The sequence below is a fragment of the Streptomyces sp. NPDC060002 genome (assembly GCF_042737245.1).
Classification (GTDB): domain Bacteria; phylum Actinomycetota; class Actinomycetes; order Streptomycetales; family Streptomycetaceae; genus Streptomyces.
Window position 1 is genome coordinate 1 of record NZ_JBHWUW010000054.1, and the last position, 20,905, is coordinate 20,905.

The 20,905-nt window shown below is 71.8% G+C and carries 16 protein-coding genes and 2 pseudogenes; 11 read left to right on the plus strand and 7 right to left on the minus strand.

The annotated features are described in order from the left end of the window. Window positions 1–47: 47 nt before the first annotated feature. Complete coding sequence (locus ACFWBD_RS33485) at window positions 48–239, minus strand: hypothetical protein (protein WP_385675226.1); 192 nt, start codon at window positions 237–239, stop codon at window positions 48–50. 1,198 nt (window positions 240–1,437) lie between these two features. Between ACFWBD_RS33485 and ACFWBD_RS33490 the strand changes: the two genes are divergently transcribed. Next, window positions 1,438–1,596, plus strand: coding sequence for a hypothetical protein (locus ACFWBD_RS33490; RefSeq protein WP_385675228.1), 159 nt, complete (start codon window positions 1,438–1,440; stop codon window positions 1,594–1,596). A 62-nt stretch (window positions 1,597–1,658) separates the two neighbouring features. Here the strand turns inward: ACFWBD_RS33490 and ACFWBD_RS33495 are convergent, their stop codons facing one another. Beyond that, a complete protein-coding gene (locus ACFWBD_RS33495; protein WP_385675231.1) occupies window positions 1,659–2,396 on the minus strand; it encodes a spermidine synthase in 738 nt (245 codons plus the stop codon). Window positions 2,397–2,474: 78 nt separating this feature from the next. After that, window positions 2,475–4,160 carry a ribonuclease J gene (locus ACFWBD_RS33500; RefSeq protein WP_385675233.1) on the minus strand — a complete coding sequence of 562 codons (1,686 nt, stop codon included), beginning with the start codon at window positions 4,158–4,160 and terminating at the stop codon, window positions 2,475–2,477. Window positions 4,161–4,678: 518 nt separating this feature from the next. On the opposite strand from ACFWBD_RS33500, the gene ACFWBD_RS33505 reads away from it, so the two are divergent. The 3 genes from ACFWBD_RS33505 (at window position 4,679) to ACFWBD_RS33515 (ending at window position 9,941) form a co-directional block, all read left to right on the plus strand. Continuing rightward, window positions 4,679–5,047 (plus strand): hypothetical protein, encoded by a 369-nt coding sequence (locus tag ACFWBD_RS33505; RefSeq protein WP_351765466.1) that lies wholly within the window; start codon window positions 4,679–4,681, stop codon window positions 5,045–5,047. A gap of 124 nt (window positions 5,048–5,171) precedes the next feature. Next, a complete protein-coding gene (locus ACFWBD_RS33510) occupies window positions 5,172–9,167 on the plus strand; it encodes a helix-turn-helix domain-containing protein (protein WP_385675236.1) in 3,996 nt (1,331 codons plus the stop codon). 129 nt (window positions 9,168–9,296) lie between these two features. Next, window positions 9,297–9,941, plus strand: a complete 645-nt coding sequence (locus ACFWBD_RS33515) for a dihydrofolate reductase family protein (RefSeq protein WP_385675239.1) — start codon at window positions 9,297–9,299, stop codon at window positions 9,939–9,941. 436 nt (window positions 9,942–10,377) lie between these two features. Here the strand turns inward: ACFWBD_RS33515 and ACFWBD_RS33520 are convergent. Further along, window positions 10,378–10,569: pseudogene (locus ACFWBD_RS33520) on the minus strand (LacI family DNA-binding transcriptional regulator); the annotation flags it as partial. Between the two features lie 503 nt (window positions 10,570–11,072). On the opposite strand from ACFWBD_RS33520, the gene ACFWBD_RS33525 reads away from it, so the two are divergent. The 3 genes from ACFWBD_RS33525 to ACFWBD_RS33535 all read left to right on the plus strand — a co-directional run bounded on the left by ACFWBD_RS33525 (window position 11,073) and on the right by ACFWBD_RS33535 (window position 14,910). Next, window positions 11,073–11,294 carry a glycosyl hydrolase-related protein gene (locus tag ACFWBD_RS33525; protein WP_385675242.1) on the plus strand — a complete coding sequence of 74 codons (222 nt, stop codon included), beginning with the start codon at window positions 11,073–11,075 and terminating at the stop codon, window positions 11,292–11,294. 100 nt (window positions 11,295–11,394) lie between these two features. Then, window positions 11,395–14,364 carry a glycoside hydrolase family 2 TIM barrel-domain containing protein gene (locus ACFWBD_RS33530; RefSeq protein WP_385675245.1) on the plus strand — a complete coding sequence of 990 codons (2,970 nt, stop codon included), beginning with the start codon at window positions 11,395–11,397 and terminating at the stop codon, window positions 14,362–14,364. Between the two features lie 210 nt (window positions 14,365–14,574). Next, window positions 14,575–14,910 (plus strand): hypothetical protein, encoded by a 336-nt coding sequence (locus ACFWBD_RS33535; protein WP_385675247.1) that lies wholly within the window; start codon window positions 14,575–14,577, stop codon window positions 14,908–14,910. Window positions 14,911–14,937: 27 nt separating this feature from the next. Here the strand turns inward: ACFWBD_RS33535 and ACFWBD_RS33540 are convergent, their stop codons facing one another. After that, the gene (locus ACFWBD_RS33540; RefSeq protein WP_385675250.1) at window positions 14,938–15,675 is read right to left on the minus strand and encodes an SDR family oxidoreductase; all 738 of its coding nucleotides are present in this window, start codon (window positions 15,673–15,675) and stop codon (window positions 14,938–14,940) included. Between the two features lie 93 nt (window positions 15,676–15,768). Between ACFWBD_RS33540 and ACFWBD_RS33545 the strand changes: the two genes are divergently transcribed. Further along, the gene (locus tag ACFWBD_RS33545; RefSeq protein ID WP_385675253.1) at window positions 15,769–16,638 is read left to right on the plus strand and encodes a LysR family transcriptional regulator; all 870 of its coding nucleotides are present in this window, start codon (window positions 15,769–15,771) and stop codon (window positions 16,636–16,638) included. Between the two features lie 116 nt (window positions 16,639–16,754). Here the strand turns inward: ACFWBD_RS33545 and ACFWBD_RS33550 are convergent, their stop codons facing one another. After that, complete coding sequence (locus ACFWBD_RS33550; RefSeq protein ID WP_385675256.1) at window positions 16,755–18,011, minus strand: family 1 glycosylhydrolase; 1,257 nt, start codon at window positions 18,009–18,011, stop codon at window positions 16,755–16,757. Window positions 18,012–18,410: 399 nt separating this feature from the next. Between ACFWBD_RS33550 and ACFWBD_RS33555 the strand changes: the two genes are divergently transcribed. The 3 genes and pseudogenes from ACFWBD_RS33555 to ACFWBD_RS33565 all read left to right on the plus strand — a co-directional run. Continuing rightward, complete coding sequence (locus ACFWBD_RS33555) at window positions 18,411–19,121, plus strand: hypothetical protein (protein ID WP_385675259.1); 711 nt, start codon at window positions 18,411–18,413, stop codon at window positions 19,119–19,121. Between the two features lie 26 nt (window positions 19,122–19,147). After that, window positions 19,148–20,017, plus strand: a complete 870-nt coding sequence (locus ACFWBD_RS33560) for an endonuclease/exonuclease/phosphatase family protein (protein ID WP_385675262.1) — start codon at window positions 19,148–19,150, stop codon at window positions 20,015–20,017. A gap of 32 nt (window positions 20,018–20,049) precedes the next feature. After that, window positions 20,050–20,331 (plus strand): annotated as a pseudogene (locus ACFWBD_RS33565) (hypothetical protein); the annotation flags it as partial. A gap of 262 nt (window positions 20,332–20,593) precedes the next feature. Here the strand turns inward: ACFWBD_RS33565 and ACFWBD_RS33570 are convergent. Then, entirely contained in the window at window positions 20,594–20,794 is a 201-nt protein-coding gene (locus ACFWBD_RS33570; RefSeq protein ID WP_385675265.1) for a hypothetical protein, read from the minus strand. Window positions 20,795–20,905: the final 111 nt, after the last annotated feature.

The following is a 20,905-nucleotide window of genomic DNA, read 5'->3' on the forward strand; positions in this document are numbered from 1 at the left end:
GTGGCGGACCACCACCGGGCCGGCCGGACGCGGCGTACGTCAGGGGGTCACATGCACGTCGAGCCGAGGCAGGAGCTGCAACTGCCCGCAGCCGGGGCGTCGATGCCGGTCTCGTCGTCGATGCTGATGCCCTGGAGCCCCAGCACCTGCTCGGCGGAGTGCGCCTCGACCTCCGGCGCCTCCTCGGTCTCCGCACCCTCCACGATGTCTTCGGCGGTGGGCTCGAGTTCGTCGGCCATGGTGAACCTCCGATGGGCTTCGTCGGGCCGGCCGGCGATCGCCGACCGGTGCACCCGAAGCTAGGGCGGCGGGACCGGCGAACGGTGAAGTGCTGGTATGCGAGCGGTATATGCGCCGCTCGGTGACACCTCACGCCGAGCGCGACGCGGCAGCGGCTCCTGGGACACATCGGGAAACGACGGCTCCGGACGGCCCAAGGGCGTCCCGTCCCCCGGCCCGCACAGCTCGACCGGCCGACCGCGCCGGCTGTTCGGCGCTCCGTGCCGCCGGGTGGAGATCACCGTGGCGGTGAGCCCGGCAGGCGCGGCCTCAGACTCTGCGCGGCCCGCGAGAGGGCTGCCCCCTGGCTGCCCGGCGCGGCTCGTCCTCCAGCAGGATCGGAGTGACCGGCCGCTCCCGGACCGGATGTCCGCCGCTCGGCGAGGGGCCGGGGGAGTGGCCAGGCCCCTGGATCACGCCTGCGCACGGCCGCCGAGGAAGGCACGCCGGGCCACCGGCACAGCGCCCCACCGCTTGAGAACGCCTGCGGACAGGAAGACAGTGGGATGCATGAGCCGTCACCGAAGTCCACCACGCAGGGCGCCGTGGATCGTGGGTGGGGCAGCCGTCCTCGTGGCGGGTGGCCTGGGGACGTGGGCCCTGACGGCGTCGGACGGCGGCACCCCCAGACCGGCGCCGTCGGCGTCGAGTGACCTGTCCCTGCCCACGCTCGACCCACTGCCCTCCGCGACGTCCGCGCCGAAGACCTCAGGTACGGCGCCTCCCGCCCCCACGGAGACCCGCGCCGCCCCCTCCACGGCGACGGCCGGGCACCCCACGCGCCCCAGCCACCGTGGGACACCTGACCGCGTCCCTTCCACCGCGCGGTCTTCAGCCGCGCCCAAGACGACCTCGGCGCCGGGACGGACCGAAACGCCGGGACGGACCGAAACGCCGGGAAGGTCGCAGACGCCGGTACGGTCCGAGCCGCCGGTACGGTCCGAGGCGCCCGCACGGTCACCACAGCCATCGCTCACCGCGACGGCACCGCCGCGACCCACGCCGACGTCGACGCCGACTGTGTCCGCCCTGTCTTCGACTCCGGTACCCGCCCTGCCTACGGCCCCGGCGCCCGCCCGGTCTTCGACCCCGGTACCCGCGCAGTCGCCGACCACCGGAGACAGCCCGGCGGCAGCGACGATCTGGTACACGTCCTCCGTGGCTCAGGCCGCTGCTCAGCGCATGGCCGCCTCAGGGACGGTGGGTGACCCGGCGTGCTCCCTGTCGGCTCTGGGCGACCCCGACCCCGAGCTGGTGCCGCAGGTCGGCCGAGTCGGTATCGGCACATCTCAGCACTACTGGTGCCTGATCTGGTAGCGGTCGTCTCCTCCCGCTCCCCGTGCACTCCGCTCCCAGGGTCGTCTCGGGCTGCGTGCTGTCTACGGTGTGCCCGGTGCTTTGCGGGCCACGTAGACGGTGTTGGTCGAGGTACCGCCCTGCAGGGGGTTGTCGAAGTCGACGACTTGGGCGGCCGCTTGTGCGAAGACCTTCGTGAGCGCGGAGGTGAACTGCTCGTCGGGAGGGTCGTTCGACCACAGGGCGAACACCCCGCCGGGGTGGAGGTGTTCGGCGAGGGCACGGAGCCCGGCGGGTTCGTAGAGGGCCGCGTGGCTCGGGTGGAGCACATGGCGTGGTGAGTGGTCGACGTCCAGCAGGACGGCGTGGAAGCGACGGCCCGGGGTCTCGGGGTCCAGGCCGCCGGGGTCGGCGGCCAGCGCGAAGAAGTCGCCGTGCACCAGGCGGCAGCGGGGGTCCGAGGCCAGCTGGGCTCCGAGGGGCACCAGGTGCCGCTGGTGCCAGTCGATGACTTGGGCGAGCGCATCGATCACGGTCAGCGAGCGCACCCGGGGGTCGTCCAGGGCCGCCTGGGCGGTGTAGCCGAGCCCGAGTCCGCCGACGACCACGTCCAGCTCGGGCCGGCCGGTGTCCGGCAGCTCGGCCAGTCCGAGTTCCGTGAGCGCGATCTCGCCGGCGGTGAAGAGGCTGGACATCAGGAACTCGTCGCCGAGCTTCACCTCGTACACGTCGTCTCCCGAGACCGGGTGGCGGCGCCGCCGCAGACTGATCTCGCCGATCGGTGTCGGTTGCCAGTCGATCTCCTCGAAGCGCAGGCCCATCCGTTCACCTTTCTGTCGTTCGTGGATGTGTGGGCGCCGTTGCCGGCGCGGGGGCGGGGGCCGGGGCGGCGGGCCCGGTCAGGCGTCGATGATGACGGGGATGATCAGTGGCCTGCGGCGGTGCGTGCGGAAGGCCCAGTTGGCCACGGCGCGGGCGACGAGCTGTTCGAGCTGGTGGGCGTCGCCCACGCCCTCCTGCGCGGCGTTGGCCAGCGTTTTCTCGATGACGGGGATGACCGGCTCGAAGGTGGTGTCGTCGTGGACGAAGCCGCGGGCCAGGAAGTCGGGAGCCTCGGCGAGGGCGCCGGTGTCGGCGTCGACGATGGCCACGACCGTGATGACGCCCTCCTGGGCGAGGGTGACCCGGTCCTTCAGGGACGCCTCGGTCGCGCCGCCGACCTCCATGCCGTCCACGTAGACGTTCCCGGCGGGCACCTTGCCGGTGATGGAGGCGCGGCCGTCGACGAGGTCGACGACGACACCGTCCTCCGCGATGACGACCCGGTCGGGGTCGACGCCGGTGCGGATGGCGAGGTCGGCGTTGGCCCGCAGGTGACGGAACTCGCCGTGGACGGGCATGACGTTGCGGGGGCGGACGATGTTGTAGCAGTAGACGAGCTCGCCGGCGCTGGCGTGGCCGGAGACGTGCACCTTGGCGTTGCCCTTGTGGACGACGTTGGCACCCCACCGGGTCAGGCCGTTGATCACCCGATAGATGGCGTTCTCGTTGCCGGGGATGAGGGAGCTGGCGAGCAGGACGGTGTCGCCCTTGCCGATGCGGATCGCGTGGTCGCGGTTGGCCATCCGCGACAGGGCGGCCATCGGTTCACCCTGGGAGCCCGTGCACACCAGGGTGATCCGGTGGTCCGGCAGCTTCTCCAGTTCCTTGGCGTTCACGACCAGGCCGGACGGGACCTTGAGGTAGCCGAGGTCGCGGGCGATGCCCATGTTGCGGACCATGGAGCGGCCCACGAAGGCCACCTTGCGGCCGTGCTGGTGGGCGGCGTCCAGGACCTGCTGGATGCGGTGCACATGGCTGGCGAAACTGGAGACGATGACCCGGCGTGGCGCGGTGCGGATGACCTGTTCGATCGCGGGGTTCAGTTCGCGTTCGGAGGTGGTGAAACCGGGGACCTCGGCGTTGGTGGAGTCGGTGAGGAACAGGTCCACGCCCTCCTCACCGAGGCGGGCGAAGGCGCGCAGATCGGTGATCCGGTCGTCTAGGGGGAACTGGTCCATCTTGAAGTCGCCGGTGTGCAGCACCAGCCCGGCTCCGGTTCGCAAAGCCACCGCGAGCCCGTCCGGGATGGAGTGGTTGACGGCCACGAACTCACAGTCGAACGGGCCGAAGCCGCGCCGGTCGCCCTCGCGCACACGCACCGTGCGGGGCCTGATTCCGTGCTCCTTGAGCTTGGCCTCCAGGAACGCGAGGGTGAGCTTCGAGCCGACGACCGGGATGTCCGACCGCTCCCGCAGCAAGTAGGGCACGCCGCCGATGTGGTCCTCGTGGCCGTGGGTGAGCACGATGGCCACGATGTCGTCCAGGCGGTCCCGGATCGAGGTGAAGTCGGGCAGAATCACGTCCACCCCGGGCTGGTTCTCCTCGGGGAACAGCACACCGCAGTCCACGATCAACAGCTTGCCTGCATGCTCGAAGACGGTCATGTTGCGACCGATTTCGCCGAGGCCGCCCAAGGCGGTCACCCTCAGCCCGCCCTCGGGCAGCGGCGGGGCGGTTTTGAGTTCTGGATGCGGATGGCTCATAACCTCACGTTACCGAAGAGTCTGCCGGTGGGACGCACCGGCTGCACCGTCCCGGGACCAGGCGCCGCGCGGTGGCAGGCGGGACCGGTGAGACGGAGGCGGAATCCCGGCCCGGAAAGAGGAACACGGTGCTTCCCCGCCAAAGGTCCGCGCATCCGTCGAGTAGCGGGACATCCTTATTACTGCGGGCCGCTGTCGACCGTAATTCAATTTTCGCCTGCGACGGCCGTCTCCAGCGACTGCTGTGTCGGAAACGTCGGTCACCGGTTCGGACGAAGTCGTGCGGTTCATGTCGTAGCCCAGGGCGACCGTATGGCCGGCCGGTCGGATTCCGTCAGGCGTTGCGCTTTCACGGGTTGCCTCCTTTCCGCGGACCGTGCTGATCGCGGCCGGTTTCCCGGTTTGCCGTGGTGACGGGAAACAGGAAACCCGTCGACCTCTCGGGGCCCGGCGGCCAGTCTGATGCCGAGAGACCGAGCACGACCTGCGACCAGGCAGGACGACCGCAAGGGGGAAACATGCGCAAGTTGTTCAGTGGGGCCGTCGCACTGGCCACCGCCGCCACGGCGATGGTGGCGCTGACCGGCACGGCCGAAGCCAAGCCGGCCGCCGACTGGGCCGGGTGCCCGTCCGGCGCTGTCTGTATCTACCCGCAGAACCAGAACCCCGCCCAGAGCCCGAGCAACATCTACTGGAGCTACGGACCCCACAACCTGAGCAACCAGGTGGGCTGGCACTGGGTCCTCAACAACCAGACCGGTGGTGCCTCGGCGGAACTGTGCCTGAACTACGGCGGCACGAACTGCAACTACACCATCGGGAATCCTCCGAGGGGTGTGTGGGCCGACCTCACGCCGGTCAACTCGATCAAGCTGAACCGGCCGTAGGGCCATTCTCACGGGGGTACGTCCGGAATCGCGGCCGCGGTTCCGGACGTCCGTGTTTCCGCCATACCCTCGCGCCACGCCGGTGAAAGAATTGATCGGCCGTCACATTCGCGCAGTACTGTGGATGTCGGCCGTTTCACGGCTCATGCGCGCGACACCGGGGGATGTGGTGGGGGAGCAGCAGCACACCGGCGACCGATGTGAACCGCAGCCGATCGACGGACCCGTTCTGGACTTCCCCGCCCAGCTGAGACGACTCCGCCGGCAGCGCGGGCTCTCGCTGGCCGACATGGCCCGGGAGACGCACTACAGCAAGGGCTACCTCAGCAAGATCGAGACGGGTGCGAAGCGAGCCACCGTCGACGTCGCACGGCGTTGCGACCAGATCCTGCGGGCCGAGGGCGGGCTGCTGCGGCTGCTGACGAAGGACCCCGAAGGCGCCGGCGAAGCCGATGGCGCGGAGAAGCCCGAGCGGACGGCGAACCCGGCGAACCCGGCGAACCCGGAGGACCCGGACGACACGCGGGGTGGGCGGGGCGAGGGTGCCGTGCCCGGGCGGACGGAGTTCGACGGGATCTGTCCCTACCGGGGGCTGTCGGCGTTCACCGCGCAGGACGCGGGATGGTTCTTCGGACGTGAGCGCGTCACCGCCGCCCTGGTCGAAAGGGTCTTCGAGCGGATCGGAAGCGGGCCCCTGATGGTCGTCGCCCCTTCGGGCGCCGGCAAGTCGTCCCTGCTCAACGCCGGCCTCGTACCGGCCTTCCGGAACGCCGGCGGCTTCCCCATGCCGGGCGCCGAGCGGTGGCCGGTGGTGGCGTTCACGCCCACCGCGCATCCGCTGGAGGAACTGCTGACCGGCTTGGCGAAGGCGCTGCACGGCGATCTCGGCGTCACCGTGCGGCAGTTACGGGAGCGGCCCGAGGTCCTGTTGGAAGCGGTGCGGCGCGCGGTGGACGACAGCGCGTGCGCCGACGGGGACAGACGGCCACCGCCGGTGCGTCCGGTGCTCCTCGTCGACCAGTTCGAGGAGCTGTTCACGCTCTGCTCCGACGAGGCGGAGCGACGTGCTTTCGTCCAGGTGCTGTGCGCCGTGTCGACGTCCCGCCGCCCGTCGGATCCGGCCGACGGATCCGGCCGTGATCCGGCCGTCGTGGTCCTGGGCGTACGGGCCGACCTGTCCGGCAGGTGCATCGAACTCCCCGAGCTGGCACCGGTGTTCACCGACGGGCTGTTCGTCCTGCCACCCATGTCCGTCGCCGGGCTGCGGGAGGCGATCACCCGCCCCGCCGACCTCGCCGGACTCACCCTGCAGCCGGGTCTCGTCCCCCTGCTCCTGCGCGACGCCGGTCTGCGCGACGAACCGGGAGGACCGCCTGGCGACGGACCGGACGACGGGCGCGCCCTGCCGGACGTCACCCCGTCCGGTGCGCTGCCGCTCATCTCCCACGCGCTGCTGACCACCTGGCAGCGGCGCGAGGGCGCCACCCTGACCGTGGCGGGGTACGAGCGCACCGGCGGGATCCGGGGGGCGGTCGCACGGACCGCCGAGGACGTGTTCGCGGGCCTGTACCCGGCCGAGCAGCAGACGATCCGCAGGATTCTGGTGCGCCTGGTCCACGTCGCCGACGGCACCGGACCGGCCCGCTGCCGGATGAGCCGGGCCGCGCTGACGGAGCGGCCGGCCGACACGGACGGCGCCACGGCCGCCCTGGACGCCTTTGTCCGGGCCCGGCTGATCACCGCCGACCGCGACACGGTCGAGATCGCCCACGAGGCCCTGCTGCACGCCTGGCCCCGGCTGCGCGGCTGGATCGACGCCGACCGGAACGGACTGCTGATCCACCAGCAACTCGCGCACGCCGCCGGCGAGTGGGAGCGCGAGGGCGGCGATCCGTCCGCCCTCTACCGTGGCACCCGGCTGGACACCGTCCGGGTGTGGGCCGGGGAACTGGACGGCCGGAGCCGGCTCAGCGCGCAGGAGGAGGCGTTCCTGCGCGCGAGCCGGGCCGAGGAGGACGACCGGCGGCGGCAGGCCCGGCGGCAGGTCCGGCGCCGGCAGGGCACGCTGGCCACGCTGATCGTGCTGCTGACCCTCGCCGTCGTCGCCGGAGCCCTGGCGTACCAGCAGCGCTCGGACGCGCTGCACCAGGAGCGGGTCGCCCGTTCCCGGGCGCTCGCCGCGCAGTCCGCCTCCCTGGCCGCCGGCCAGCCCGAGGCCTCGATGCGGCTCGCCGGGGAGGCCTACCGTTCACAGGCGACGCCCGAGGCGCGCGGCGCCCTCCTGAGCACGCAGGCGCAGCCCTTCTCGGCCCGGCTCGGTGGGCATCACGGGCCGGTCAACTCGGTGGCGTTCGCGCCCGACGGGCGCACGCTGGCGACGGCCAGTTCGGACGGCACGGTGACGCTGCGACGGCTCGCGGACCGCCGTACGACAGCCACCTTCAAGATGTCCGGGCGGGTACGGTCGGTCGCCTTCAGCCCCGACGGCCGTACGCTCGCGGCGGGTGCCACGGACGTGCCGGTGCAGCTGTGGGGCGCGGCCGACCACCGTACGAAGGTGGTGCTGCCGGCGAGCACCAAGGGTGCCCGGGCCGTGGCCTTCGACCCCCGGGGCCGCACGCTGGCCGTCGCGGCGGGTGACGGCACGGTCGAGCTGTGGGACGTGGACCGGCGGCGCCGCGTCGTGTCCTTCACCGGTCATGTCGGTCAGGTCGACGCGCTGGCGTACGCCCCGGACGGCCGGACACTCGCGTCGGCCGGCGCCGACCGGACCGTCCGGCTGTGGGACACGGTGCGCGACCGGCCGGCGGGAGTGCTGGAAGGGCACACCGACGAGGTGTACGGCGTGGCGTTCGCGCCGGACGGACGGAGCCTGGCCAGCGGGGGAGCCGACCGGACCGTACGGCTGTGGGACCTGGCACGGCACCGGACGACCTCGGTCCTGACCGGCCACAGCGACGACGTCAACGCGGTCGCCTACACCCCGGACGGCGCCACGGCCGTCAGCGCGGGAGGGGACGGCACGACCCGTTTGTGGGACGTGCGCAGCGGGACGCAGACGCTGACGCTCACCGGTCACACCGACTACACGATGGGCGTGGCCGTGAACGCCGGCGGGAGCGTGCTCGCCACCGCCGGGTTCGACCAGTCGGTGGTGCTGTGGGACCTGGGCGGGCCGGTGCTCACGGCCCGCCCGTACACCGAGATCTGGCAGTCCGCCTACAGCCCCGACGGGAGTCTGCTGGCGACCGCCGACACCGATCACACGGTGCGGTTGTGGGACGTGGCGCGGCACCGGTCCGTCGCGACCCTGCGGGGGCATCGCTCGGCCGTGTTCTCGGTGGCGTTCGCGCCCGACGGGCGGACGCTGGCCTCGGCCGGTTCCGACGGCACGGTCCGGCTGTGGGACGTCGCCACCCACCGTCTCCTCGACACGCTCGCCGGGCATCACGGGGACGTGTTCTCGGTGGCGTTCTCCCCGGACGGCGCACTGCTGGCGTCGGCGGGCGCCGACCGTACCGTGCGGCTGTGGGACGTGGGCGGCCGCCGCCCCCTGGCCACGCTCACCGGCCATTCGGACTTCGTCAACGATGTCGCCTTCAGCCCCGACGGGCGCACCCTCGCGAGCGCGGGTGACGATCTGACCGTACGGCTGTGGGACGTGGTGGGCCGCAGGCCGCAGGCCACGCTCACCGGGCACACGGGCGCGGTGCGCGCAGTGGCGTTCGGCCCGGACGGCCGGGCGCTGGCGAGCAGCGGCAACGACGGGACCGTACGCCTGTGGGATGTCCGTCGGCAACGTCCCACGGCGGTGTTGCGGGGCCACACCGGCTCGGTGCGCGGCATCGCGTTCTCCCCGGACGGCCGCTTGCTGGCCAGCAGCGGCAGTGACCGTACGGTGCGGCTGTGGGACGTGGCCGAGCGGCGGCCGTGGGCCACGCTGACCGGGCACACGAACGCGGTGTGGGGCACCGTGTTCGCCCCGGACGGGCGGACGGTGGCCAGCAGCAGCAACGACGGGACCGTACGGCTGTGGAACCTGGACGTGCCGGCCCGGTTCGCCGCGATCTGCCGGCTGCCGCTGTCCGCGGCGGGCGCCTCGGCGTGCTCGCCCGTCTGACCGCGACCACAGTGGCCGGCGTTCCCGGCCACATCTGGCGCGATCACGAAAACCCTGCTGGGCGGCGATGAGTCTGCCGGCGCCCACAGGTCTACCTAGCGACCGGGACAACGAATTCGGGAGTAAGACATGGGCCTCATCCACATCGAGCTGTTCGCAACCCTCGACCTGGTCGGGCAGGCGCCCGGCGGCCCCGAGGAGGACCCGGAGGGGTTCCCGTTCGGCGGCTGGCAGGCGCCCCTGATGGACGAGTCCGCCGGGGCGCAGGTCGTTGCCGCGTACGAGGGCACGGACGCCCTCCTGCTCGGCCGGCGGACGTATGACATCTTCGCCGCCTACTGGCCGTACCAGGAGGGCGGCGAGGACAACGAGATCGCCGCGCTCTTCAACCGCGTCCCGAAGTACGTGGCCTCCCGCGGCAGGCCCGACCTCTCGTGGGCCGGGTCCACGCAGCTCGGCCCGGATCTGGCCGGCGCGGTGCGCGAGATCCGTGACCGGCACGAGCACGTGAAGGTCGTCGGGAGCCTGAACCTGGTGCAGACCCTTCTGCGCGAGAAACTCTTCGACCGCCTCGACCTCTGGGTGCACCCGATCGTGCTCGGCGTCGGGAAGAAGGTGTTCGACGGTGGCGCGGTGCCCACGAACGTCACACTCCTCGAACCGCCGGCCGCCGGTCCGAAGGGCACCGTGTACCTGCGCTACGGGCTCGCCGACGGCACGCCCGGGACGGGGGACATGAGCGCCCCCGATCGCGGTGCAGGGCGCGACGACTGAAGCCGCTCCGCGCCTGCGCCGTCCCGCGCCGGACGGGTCCGTGCCGTCGGCGTCGCCGCCCGTGCGGCTCAGGAGACGGCGCCCACCACGTTGAAGCGGCTCGTACGACCGAGCGCGACGAGCGGATCCGGCGCCGAATCCAGAGCCGCGGTCAGCCGTCCGGCGGGTGGCGACCGGTGCACGGACGGAAAAGATCACCGATGACGGTGCGTGGGAGGAACGGCGCACCGGGAGACGCGGGATGATCGCGTGGCCTTGCTCCCGGAGTTCGGCACGGGCGGCATCCGGGGCGCGAGAAGACCCGGCTTCGTTCGACCCTTCGGCCCAGGCATACTCAGGCTCTGCGCGCGCACCGGCGTTCGCGAGAAGAGAAGAAGGAGGTGGGCGTTGGTGTCGACACCGGGGGCCGAGCCCCGGAAGATCACGATCAACGACGTCCTCGGGCGAACCGGCTCGGACGGTAGCCGGGCGCGCGCGCCGCGTCGAGCACGCGCTGCCTGGTGTCGCCGTCGATCTCGCCCTTGTCGTTGAGCGCCCGCGACACGGTCTGTCGGGACACCCCGGCGGACCTGGCGACCGCCGACCACCGGCTGCGCTTCCACGTGCCGCTGCCCGAACCCCTGAGCACGGCCGCCGCCGGACGGTTCGCCGTCACCGAGCACGGGCTCACCGCCGAGGGAGGCTGGGGCGAGTACCCGCTGCCGACCTTCCCGGCCGGCACGTTCGTGACGGCCGGCGCCGCCACCGTCCTGCTCGACCACTCCACCGAGTACGAACGCGTCGGAGACGGCCGCGGACTCGCCGTCACCCTGCGGCGCGTGATCGGCTCGATCAGCGTCAACCTCCACCCCTGCGGGACGAACCCGCGGCGAGCGAGATCCCCGTTCCGGGTGCCGCAGGACCTCGGCATGCGCATCGAGAACCGGTTCGCCGTCGTCCCCTCGGCGGCCGGATGGCAGGGCACGCACGCGGTCGCCCTCGCCGAGGAGTTCCGCGACGACGTGCTCGTCACCCGCGGCACCGGGCACAGCAACGGGCACCACACCGTCGGCGAACTCGTCAACCGCGCCCGGCGGAACCGCCCTGCCCCCGGACAGGGCCGGGCTGCGGGTCGACGGCGAGGACGTCCTCGTGGCCGGCGTCCGCCGTGTCGACGACGACGAGCGCGGGTCCGGCACCGGGGTCCGGCTGGCCGCGATGAGCGACACCGCGTCGACCGTGCGGGTGACGGGGACGTTCACCGAGGCCACCACCGTCGACCTGCTCGGCCGTCCGCTCTCCCGCACCCGGGTCGCGGACGACCTCCACCTCGCCCTCGGCCCCTGGGAGGTCCGCACCCTCGTACTCCGGTAGCCCGCCCGCACAGCCTGACCGCCCGTACCGCTCGTATCAGGGCCGGCGACCGCCGCCGGCCCCCGGTTTCCGTTCGTCACCAGGAAAGAGTCGTGACCTCTTGCTCTCCGAGTTCTCCCTCCATGTTTCGGACACCGCACCGGGGCGTGGCGCGCTGCGCCCGGCGCGCTCGTGGCTGCACTCCGACGCGCCCTCCCTCTCGCTGAACGGGCCCTGGCGGTTCCGGCTGTCGCCCACGGCGTCCGTGGCGGAGGACTTCGCGGCGGAGGACTTCGACGACCAGGGCTGGGACGACCTGCCCGTGCCCTCCCACTGGGTGCTCGAAGGCGACGGGGCCCACGGCCGTCCGATCTACACGAACGTCCAGTTCCCGTTCCCCATCGACCCGCCGCACGTCCCGGACGAGAACCCCACCGGCGATCACCGCCGCCGCTTCGACATGCCCGCCGACTGGTCGGACGCCGAGCGGGTCGTGCTGCGGTTCGACGGTGTCGAGTCGCTCTTCCGGGTATGGGTGAACGGGGTGGAGATCGGCGGGGCCGCCGGCAGCCGGCTCGCCCACGAATTCGACGTGACGTCCGCGGTCCGCCCGGGCGACAACGTCGTCGCCGTACGGGTGCACCAGTGGTCGGCGGCCAGCTACGTGGAGGACCAGGACCAGTGGTGGCTGCCGGGAATCTTCCGCGACGTCACCCTGACCGCCCGGCCGGCCGGCGGCCTGGAGGACGTCTGGCTGCGGGCCGGGTTCGCCGACGGGCACGGCCGGGTCGACGCGGAGATCACCGCCGGGCCGACGGCCTACCCGGTCACCCTGCGCATCCCCGAACTCGGGATCGAGCGCACCTGGTCCGCCCCGGCCGAGGTGGCCCCCTTCGACATCGCCGACGTGGAACCCTGGTCGGCCGAGCGGCCGCGCCTGTACGACGTGACCGTGTCGACGGCCGCGGAGACCGTCACCCTGAGGGCGGGCTTCCGCACGGTCGAGATCCGCGGCGACCGGTTCCTCGTCAACGGCCGTCGCGTCGTGTTCCACGGCGTGAACCGCCACGAGACCCATCCCCTGCGCGGCCGGGTCTTCGACGAGGAGCACGCCCGCGAGGACCTGGCCCGCATGAAGCGGTTCAACGTGAACGCGATCCGCACCAGCCACTACCCGCCGCACCCGCGCCTGCTCGACCTCGCCGACGAACTCGGATTCTGGGTCGTCCTCGAATGCGACCTCGAGACGCACGGCTTCGAGAAGGTGGACTGGGTCGGCAACCCCAGCGACGACCCGGCCTGGCGTGAGGCGTACCTCGACCGCATCGAGCGCACCGTCGAACGCGACAAGAACCACCCCAGCATCGTGATCTGGTCGCTCGGCAACGAGGCGGGCACCGGCAGCAACCTCGCCGCCATGTCGGCGTGGGTCCACGCCCGCGACGCCGAACGGCCCGTGCACTACGAGGGCGACTACACCGGCGAGTACACCGACGTCTACTCGCGCATGTACGCCTCGGTGCCGGAGACCGAGCAGATCGGCACCGACGGATCCCGTTCTCCGCTGCTCCACTGCACTCCCGCCCAGGGCGCCCGGCAGCGCACCAAGCCGTTCCTGCTGTGCGAGTACGCCCACGCGATGGGCAACGGGCCGGGGGCGTTCGACCAGTACGAGGCGCTGGTCCACGCGTACCCGCGGCTGCACGGCGGCTTCGTCTGGGAGTGGCGCGACCACGGCATCCTGACCACCACTTCGGACGGGACGCCGTACTACGCGTACGGCGGCGACTTCGGGGAGGTCGTGCACGACGGGAACTTCGTCATGGACGGCATGCTGCTGAGCGACGACGTGCCGACGCCGAGCCTCCACGAGTTCAAGGCCGTCGTCCAGCCGATCCGCTTCACCTTCGACGGCGACCAGGTGGCGATCACGAACCTGCGGCACACCTCCGACACGTCCGACCTGCGCTTCTGCTGGCGCGTCGAGCACGACGGGACGCCGGTCGACGCCGGCGCCCTGGACGCTCCCGTCATCGTGGCGGGCGACTCGGGACGGGTACCGCTGCCGAGGATCCCGGTGGCGCAGGACGCCGAGACCTGGCTCACCGTCGAGGCGGTGCCGGCGGCCGGAACCGCGTGGGCGGACCAAGGGCATGTGATCGCGACCGCCCAGCTGGACCGCTCGCTTCACCGTCCCGTACGCGCTGTGCGCCGCCGGACCGGCTGGCGGCCCGGCGACGGAACGCTGACGCTGGGCCACGCCGAGTTCGTCGAAGGATCCCTCGCGCGTCTCGGCGGCCGCGAGGTGACGGGTCCGCGGCTGGAACTGTTCCGTGCGCCGACCGACAACGACGAAGGCGCGTGGGGCGACGTCGGGGAGAGCGACGCGAACATCGCCGGCGTGTCCAACGCCGAGCTGTGGCGGCGCGACGGCCTCGACCGGCTGACCACGCGCCGGGTGTCGGTGGAGTGCGCCACCGGGGCCCTGCGCACGGTCGACAAGGTCTCCGCGGCGAACTCCGGGTCGTGGGTGACGGTCGAGTCGATCTGGTCGCTGGAGGGCGACGAGGTGGAACTGCGGGTGGAGATCGAGCCGTCACGCGGGTGGAACACGGTGTGGCCGAGGATCGGGATCGGTTTCGACCTGCCCGACGGTGACACCCCCGTCGACGGCGCCGAGTGGTTCGGTCTCGGCCCGTTCGAGTCCTACCCCGACAGCCTGCGTGCGGCACGCACGGGCCGCTTCTCCGCCACGGTCCGCGACCTGGCGGTCGACTACGCGCGTCCCCAGGAGAGCGGACACCGCTCCGCACTGCGCCGGTTGACGCTGACGAGCGCCGACACCGAAGTGCTGCGCATCGAGGCGCTCCCCGACACACAGGGACGCCGCCCCGGCTTCACCCTCAGCCGGCACACCCCTCAGGAGATCGCCCGAGCGGCACATCCGTTCGAACTGCCGAGTTCGTCGACGAGTCACCTGATCGTCGACGCCGCCCAACACGGGCTCGGCTCGCGCGCGTGTGGCCCGGACGTGTGGCCCGAGTTCGCCCTCCGCCCGGAATCCCGCACGATCAGGCTGCGCATCACCTGATCCGCCACCAGGGCCGCGCCGCACGAAGACCTCCGTGCGGCGCAGCCGGACAGGGCGCCCCGCCCGTCGCCCGCTCCGCGCGGTGCGGGCCGCCGGGGCGGGGAGTGCCCCGGTACCCCGGTACACCCGAGCCGTCCCGACCGGTCCCGATCCTCTGATGCTCCTCAAGTTCCTTGGCAGACGGGGAAGCTGACGGCCAGGATGACTCGCATGACGGGAATCGCGGGGCTGAACAAGAAGCACAACTTCGTGCTGACGATCCGGGACGCGGACGTGGTCGCCGCGGCACTGCGCCAGGCGCTTGCCGAGGCGCCGCCCGAGGAGCGCCCGGGACTGGAACGCGCCGCCGCGCTCGTGGCGTCCAGCGCCGCCGCCGAAGAGACACGGCTGCGCGCCCGCTGGGTCCGTTCGCGTCTCGACGCCGTCGGCTTCCAGGGGGACATCACCTCGGTCGCGGCGGTGAAGGCACTGCGCAAGGCGGAGCCGAAGCTGAGCCTGCTGGCCGCGGTGCAGCTCCAGCGGGAGGCGGCGGCCCACCCGGAGTGAACCGGCCCGCCGCCCCTGATGCCGGGGTCACCAGGGGATGACTCCGTCGTCCTCGAAGAACGAACCGGTCGGGCCGCCGTCGGGCAACGTGGCGAGCCGGATCGCCGTGGCCGCGCCCTGCTCGGGAGTGCGGGGCCCGTGGAAGCCGGTGAAGTCGGTCGCGACCAGGCCCGGGCAGGCGGCGTTGATCAGGATGTTCGTACCGGCGAACTGCCGGGCGTACTGCACGGTGACGGCGTTGAGGAACGACTTCGACGGCGAGTAGGCCGCCATGACGGGGCCGATCTCGATGTCCGGGTCCGCCTGCCGGGTCAGGGAGGCGACGGAACTGGACACGTTGACGATGCGGGGCGACGCCGAGCGCCGCAGCAACGGCAGCATCGCGTTGGTCACCCGGATGACACCGATGACATTGGTCTCCACGACCGTGCGGACCACGTCGAGGTCGAGCGTGGTCGGGTCCTGTACCCACCCCGGGCCCATCTCTCCCGAGATGCCGGCGTTGTTGACCAGGACGTCCAGCCGCCCGGCCTGCCGTTCGAGCAGTTCCGCGGCATCGGTGACACTCCGGCCGCTCGTCACGTCCAGCGGCACCCCGAACGCGTCCACTCCGGCGGCGCGCAGCTTTTCCACGGCGGTCTCGCGCCGGTCCCCGTCGCGGGCGCCCACACCCACGCGGTACCCGAGGGCGCCCAGCCCGGTGGCGATTTCGTACCCGATTCCCTTGTTCGCGCCGGTCACCAGCGCGGTCTTCGTTTCGCTCATGCCGCTGATGTTCGCTCGCGGACCAGCGGTGCATCCAACACCGATACGGTTCCCTGTCATACCCGGTAGGTATCACCGGGATACTCTGTGGCCGTGGACAACCTGGAGACCCGCGAGCTGAGGTACTTCGTCGCCGTCGCCGAGGAACTGCACTTCGGCCGCGCCGCCGAGCGCCTTGGCATGGCCCAACCACCGCTGTCCCGGGCGATCCAGCGGCTCGAGCGGCGCCTCGGCGTCTCCCTGCTGGAACGCAATCGCCGCGGCGTCGCCCTGACCGGCGCCGGAGAGGTGCTGCTGCACGAGGGCCGCGCGGCCCTCGACGCCACCACCGCTGCCGCTCGCCGCGCCCGCCGCGCCGGTGGCGCCGACAGGCCTGGCGGCCCCCACGACCGCCACCGCCTCGTGCTGGCGGTGAAGGCCGCCGCGTCTCACGAGCTGCTGCAGAAGCTCCTCGACGCCTACGCGGCCGAGCCCGATGCCGCCGAGATCGAGGTGCTGCCGTGCGGCATCTGCGAGCAGGAGGAGCTGCTGCGCGACGGCCGCGCCGATGTGGCGCTCATGCACGCGCCGTTCAACTCCCTCGCCGGGTTCGACAGCGAGGAACTGATGACCGAGGGGCAGATCGCCATCCTGCCCACCGGGCACCCTCTTGCCGCGCGCCAGACTCTCTGCCTGGCCGACGTCAGCGACGTCCCCGATCTTCCACTCGCCCGATGGCCCCGCCACGGCACGTACGCGCCCGGCCCGGGCCCCGAGATCCGCGATCAGACGCAGCTGGCCCAGCTGATCGCTCTCGGACGCACCGTGGCCGTCTTCCCCGACTCCGCCCGCGCCTGGCTGTGGGCCGAGCACTGCGCCGTCCCCTTGACCGACGCACCCCCCGTCGTCACCCACATCGCCTGGCCCGCGCACAGCCGCTCCCTCGCCCTCGCGGGACTGATCCGCACGGCCGCACAGCTATGACCCTCGCTTGCCTTCCCTGCTGGACCGCGTGGCTCGGCGGCAACAGTCCGTAACGCCCGGCACGTGGTCCAAGGGCCCTCGCGGCGCACCCTCTTCCCCGCTCGCTTTCCAGCGCCTCAGCCGCGGGTTTCGGCGAGTGCTCCCCGGTAATGCCGGATCACGTCCGCGTACGCCTTCGCGCTCGGCTTGGGGCGGCGCTCGAACGTCGTGCGGTCGACCTCGTGGAGGCCGAGCCGAGCGCCGTATCCGAAGATCCACTCGAAGTTGTCCATGAGCGTCCAGTGGCAGTAGCCGAGGACGGGCGTGCCCGCGCGCGCCTCGGCCACGAGCTCTTCGACGGCGGCGGGGATGAAGGCGGCCCGTTGTGCGTCGTCGGGGGTCTGGATGCCGTGCTCGGTCACGAGGACGGGGACCCCTGACACCCGGTGGGCGTAGTGCGCCGCGCCGGCGAGGGACCCGGGCGCGATGACCGTGCCCATGCCGTTCAGCTCGCCGTCGACTGTGACCTCGCCGTCGGGGCCGTGGACGATGCGTTCGTAGTTCTGCACGCCGACGAAGTCGTCGTGACGCGCCTCGTTCAGCCAGTGGTCGTACACGGCGGCACGTTTGGCGTCCCTGCGCGCCTCGCCGCCGGGGACCGCCACTTCGTCGGCGATGGCGATGGAGACGCCGACGGGCAGGTCGCCGCGGCGGGCCTTGATCGCGTCGCGGGCGGCGCGGTGGGCGCGGGTGAACGCCGCCTGGAACTCGTCCTGCAGGTGGGCGGGGATGACGTTCGCGCTGCCATAGGTGTCGCTTCCGGCGGCGCGTGCGGCGGCCGCGAGCATCCGCGTCTTGAGCGTCTCCGCCTCGGGCGGCAGTTTCGCGCCCGCCTGCAGCAGTTGCTCGAGGTTGGGTTCGTTGAGGGTGACGCCGTACGCGATGCGGTCGCCGAAGCGCGCCATGACGCGGTCGCACTGCTCGGCGAACCGCGCGGGGGCGTCGGTGGCGGTCCAGGAGCCGGCTGCCGCGAACCAGTGCGGGGCGGTGAAGTGGTTGAACGTCACGACGGGTGCGAGGCCACGCTCCAGGCAGCCGTCGACCACGCGCTCGTAGTGGTCGAGCGCCTCCGCGCGGACGACGCCGGGCCCGGGTTCGACGCGGGCCCATTCGACGGAGAAGCGAAAGGCGTTGAGTCCGAGTCCGGCGGCCAGATCGAGGTCCGTCTCCCACTGCTCGTAGCCCCGGCACCCCGGTCCGCTCGGCTCGCGGAACAGTGAGGGCGTCGTGTGCTCCAGAAACCAGGTGTCGCTGGCGCTGTTGTCGCCTTCGTTCTGGTGCCCCGCGCTGGCGACGCCCCACAGGAACGTGTCGGGCAGGCTGCCGTGTGTCATGTGGGTGTGCTCCTTGCAGTGTGCGGTGAATCCGTTGGACGGGTCGCTCGGGGTCGGATGCGGGGGGCGTCACCGTCTGGTCGCCGACCGCAGGCTCGGCCGAGCACTCCCGATCATGCGGCCAATACCTAGTGGAAACTAGGTATTGGTGGCGTGACCTGCGACATACGGCTGACCGGCCTCCGGGCTGCGCGACCGGTCGCCGCCGGCCCGCACCCTGCTGGTCTCCATCGCCGACGACCGCATCGGGTACCTCGCCGACGACGCCCGCTTCGACCGGCCCGTCCACTCCGTCAACGGCTGCCCCGTCCGGCCCGGCTACGCGGAGGACGCCATCGTCGACGGCCTGCTGGACATGATCACCGCACCGTCCGGCCCCCGCCTCGCCGAAGGCACCCGATGACCCCGCCCGACGACGCCTTCAGGGCGGGCGCCGGCCGTGCGGCCGTCGACCTCACGGCCGGAGTCCTTCCCGTCGACGGCTTCGCCGGCGTGCACGATCCTCCGCACGCGCGCGTGGCGGTTCGGGACGACGGACAGACCCGTCTCGCACTGGTGCGCACCGCCGCGCACATCCGCACCGCACCGTTCGCCACGCCCCTGCGGGTGATCCACACCCACGTCGAGGTCCCGGCCCAGAAGCCGCCCGCAGGCCTGCACACCCTCCGCCCGGCCACCAGCTACCCGTACGAGCCCGACGGGACCGCGCAGGTGCCGATCGTGGCGGTACATCTGGGTGTCACCGCACTCGCCGGGCTTCAGGCCGAGCTGAACGCGGCCACCGGTCTGGCCGTCAAAGCCGCCTCGCCCTTCCCGCACACCTGCCTCGTCACCATGGTCAACGGCGCGGCCAAGTACATGGCGGACGCGGGTGGTTACGACCGCGTCACCTACGAGGCCATGAACTCCCGCTGCGCACGCGGCGCGGCGGAGACCGTCGCCGGCCGCATCGACGGCCTCCTGCGCGACCCGCACACCACGGACCCGCCCACCACGGACCCGCCCACCATGGACCCGCACACCCCGGGCCCGGTATCCGCCCCGGGCCGTCATCGCCAGCGCAGCGAGATCCGGCACACTGCATGTGGTGCTGACGCCCCCGTCCCATAACCTCGTGCAGGGAGACGTCAGATGTCATGGACTTCCACGTCGAGGAGGCAAGGGTGCTCGGTAAGGGCATGCGTTTACTCACGGGCGCCTTGATCGTGGCCTGCGTGGTGCTCGTGGGCCGCGGCGCACCGAGCGGTGACCCCTCCGCCAGATCACTGCCCGACAAAGCCGCCGTGAGCAAGGATGTCGTACCGAACCGGGTCATGACGTGGAACATCTGCAACCCCTGCGAGGAAAGCGACGTCGACCGGGCAGCGGAGATCGCCACGTATGCACCCCAGGTCATCGGGCTGCAAGAAGCGTGCGTGCGTGACGTCGAGAAGATCCGGGACTATCTGGAGAGCCGCCACGGGCTGGTCTACCACGTCGAGTACGGGACGGTTCTGCGGAATTGGGGCCGGTGCGGGGGAGCGCCGTGGAGTCCGGGGGCCTACGGCCAGGCGGTTCTCTCGGCGGCACCGATGACGGACCTCGTCAACGTGGAATACCCCGACGGCGGTTCCGAGGACCGTGGGTACATGGCGGTCACCACCACTGTGGGCGGCCGGAGTTTGCGGGTCTTCAACACACACCTCGCCGAACGACGTCAAGAGACGGTCCGGGCAGACCAGACCGGCGTACTCGCCGCAGAAGTCGCCCGGCACGAGCGCGCGATCGTTCTCGGCGACTTCAACGCCGTGCCGGACGCCCCCGAACTCACCGGGATATGGGCACTGGCCGCGGACGCAGACCCCCAGTGCCGTCCTCCGCACACCGGCGACTGCAAGCCGACCACCGACTGGCAGAGCAAGTTCGACTACGTCTTCCTGCGAGGCATCGTCCCTCTCGGACAGGGTGTGCATCCGACCCCGCACTCGGACCACGACCTCGTGCACGCCGACCTGGACACAACTTGAGCGGGCATCCTGGCCGGCACCCTCGTGGAGCCCAGCAGTCCTCGACCACGTCGCTGTGCACGGCGACCATGACGGTGGACCCGTCCTGGATCGCGGCCAGTGACGACATCGACTCCAACCGGATCGCCGGGATCTGGACGGTGAACGCCACGGTCAAGGCGAACGACGGCGACTACTGGATCTCCGACTCCATCGCCCACAAGGTGAAGCGAGCCTCGAGCCTGACGACGGACGCGGCCCCCGAGCCCGTCGCCAAGGGCGGGAAGCTCACCGTCACCGGCAAGCTGTCGCGGGCGAACTGGGAGACCCTCAAGTAGTAGCCGTCCCATGCGGAATCCCCGTCCTCACCGCGGGCGTGGACGTCGCATGCGGTGTACCCGGGCCTCGACACTCCGGTCGAGGCCCGGCTGCCCGGGCGGACCACGGCCCGGTCGCACGGGGCGACCCACTTGACGGTCTCTGGTCGGTTCCGGCGGTGAGTTCGCCGAAGAGCTTGTTCGCCGCGTCCGAGGCGAACTGACGCCGCAGTTCGGCCCGGGCGACCTGCTTGCGGAACCCTCCCGCCGCCCCTCCAGGTCAGACGCGGTTCTGGAAGACGCAGTTCCACACGTGCGTGCCCGCGACGCCGCCGTCGGCGCGTACCGCCTCCAGCGTGTAGAGGTGCGTCCTCCCCCGCGCGGCCGTGGTGTCATCACGGAGGGTGGGGCCCTTTCCGGACCAGGAGAAAACAGGTGGCGCGTGTGACCCATGAGGCGGGGGCAGGGTTGCGCCGCTCACCTCACCTTCTTTCGCTGCCGGGGGCGCCCCGGCAGGCTTCGCGGTCTGCCGGGGCGTGCTCGTCAGGGCTCCAAGGCTTCGGTACTACAGGGCAGTCGAACCGTTCCGTTT